The organism is Streptomyces caeni, assembly GCF_042678285.1.
Lineage (GTDB): Bacteria > Actinomycetota > Actinomycetes > Streptomycetales > Streptomycetaceae > Streptomyces > Streptomyces caeni.
On record NZ_JBHUDX010000156.1, the window covers coordinates 1 to 1,687 of the forward strand.

Consider the following 1,687-nt stretch of genomic DNA (forward strand, 5'->3'; position numbering starts at 1 on the left):
TCACCTCCGAGACGGCGTCCTTCGGCAACGACCTGTCCACACTGCCGAACTTCCCCGCCGAGATCCGCGCTCCCGCGGGCACCCTTCCGGGCGTCTCCTCCTTCCAGCTGCACTTCGCCGACCACGACATCCTCACCCCCGGCGACGCCCCGAACGTCCTGGTCGCGATGAACCCGGCCGCACTCAAGGCGAACGTCGCCGACCTGCCACGCGGCGCGGAGATCATCGTCAACACCGACGAGTTCACCAAACGCGCGCTGCAGAAGGTCGGCTACGACACCAGCCCGCTTCAGGACGGCTCACTGGAGGGCTACCACGTCCACCCCGTGCCGCTGACCACACTGACCGTGGAGGCACTCAAGGACTTCGACCTGACCCGCAAGGAAGCCGAGCGCAGCAAGAACATGTTCGCGCTGGGCCTGCTGTCGTGGATGTACCACCGGCCCACCGAGGGCACGGAAGCGTTCCTGCGGTCGAAGTTCGCCAGGAAACCCGACATCGCGGCGGCGAACATCGCCGCCTTCCGGGCCGGCTGGAACTTCGGCGAGACCACGGAGGACTTCGCCGTCTCCTACGAGGTCGCCCCGGCCGCGAAGGCCTTCCCGGTGGGCACCTACCGCAACATCTCCGGCAACCTGGCACTGGCCTACGGCCTGATCGCCGCCTCCCGGCAGGCGGACCTGCCCCTGTTCCTGGGCTCCTACCCCATCACCCCGGCCTCCGACATCCTGCACGAACTGTCCCGCCACAAGAACTTCGGTGTACGCACCTTCCAGGCCGAGGACGAGATCGCCGGGATCGGGGCGGCACTGGGCGCCGCCTTCGGCGGGTCGCTGGCGGTGACCACGACCTCCGGCCCCGGTGTGGCACTCAAGAGCGAGACGATCGGGCTGGCGGTCTCCCTGGAGCTGCCACTGCTGGTGGTCGACATCCAGCGCGGCGGGCCCTCCACCGGACTGCCCACCAAGACCGAGCAGGCCGACCTGCTGCAGGCGATGTACGGCCGCAACGGCGAGGCCCCCGTACCCGTCATCGCGCCCCGCACCCCGGCCGACTGCTTCGAGGCCGCGCTGGAGGCCGCACGGATCGCACTGACCTACCGCACCCCCGTCTTCCTGCTGTCCGACGGCTACCTGGCCAACGGCTCCGAGCCCTGGCGCATCCCCGATCCGCAGGAGCTGCCGGATCTACGGGTGCAGTTCGCCACCAGCCCCAACCACACCCTGGACGACGGCACCGAGGTGTTCTGGCCCTACAAACGCGACCCGCACACCCGCGCCCGCCCCTGGGCCATCCCCGGCACCCCGGGCCTGGAACACCGCATCGGCGGCATCGAGAAACAGGACGGCAGCGGCAACATCTCCTACGACCCCGCCAACCACGACCTGATGGTCCGCACCCGCCAGGCCAAGATCGACGGCATCCAGGTCCCCGACCTCACCGTCGACGACCCCCACCAGGCCCCCACACTCGTCCTGGGCTGGGGCTCGACCTACGGGCCCATCACCGCGGCGGTCCGCAGACTACGCACCGCCCAGATCCCCATCGCCCAGGCCCACCTGCGCCACATCAACCCCTTCCCCCCCAACCTCGGCGAGGTCCTGGCACGCTACGACAAGGTCGTCATCCCCGAGATGAACCTCGGCCAGCTCGCCACCCTCATCCGCGCGAAATACCTGGTCGACGC

The 1,687-nt window shown here is 69.4% G+C and carries 1 protein-coding gene; it reads left to right on the forward strand.

What is annotated here, in order from left to right:
* Positions 1-1,687: 2-oxoacid:acceptor oxidoreductase subunit alpha (locus ACFSL4_RS37345; RefSeq protein WP_381092571.1), on the forward strand; the 1,687-nt coding region annotated here is incomplete at both ends.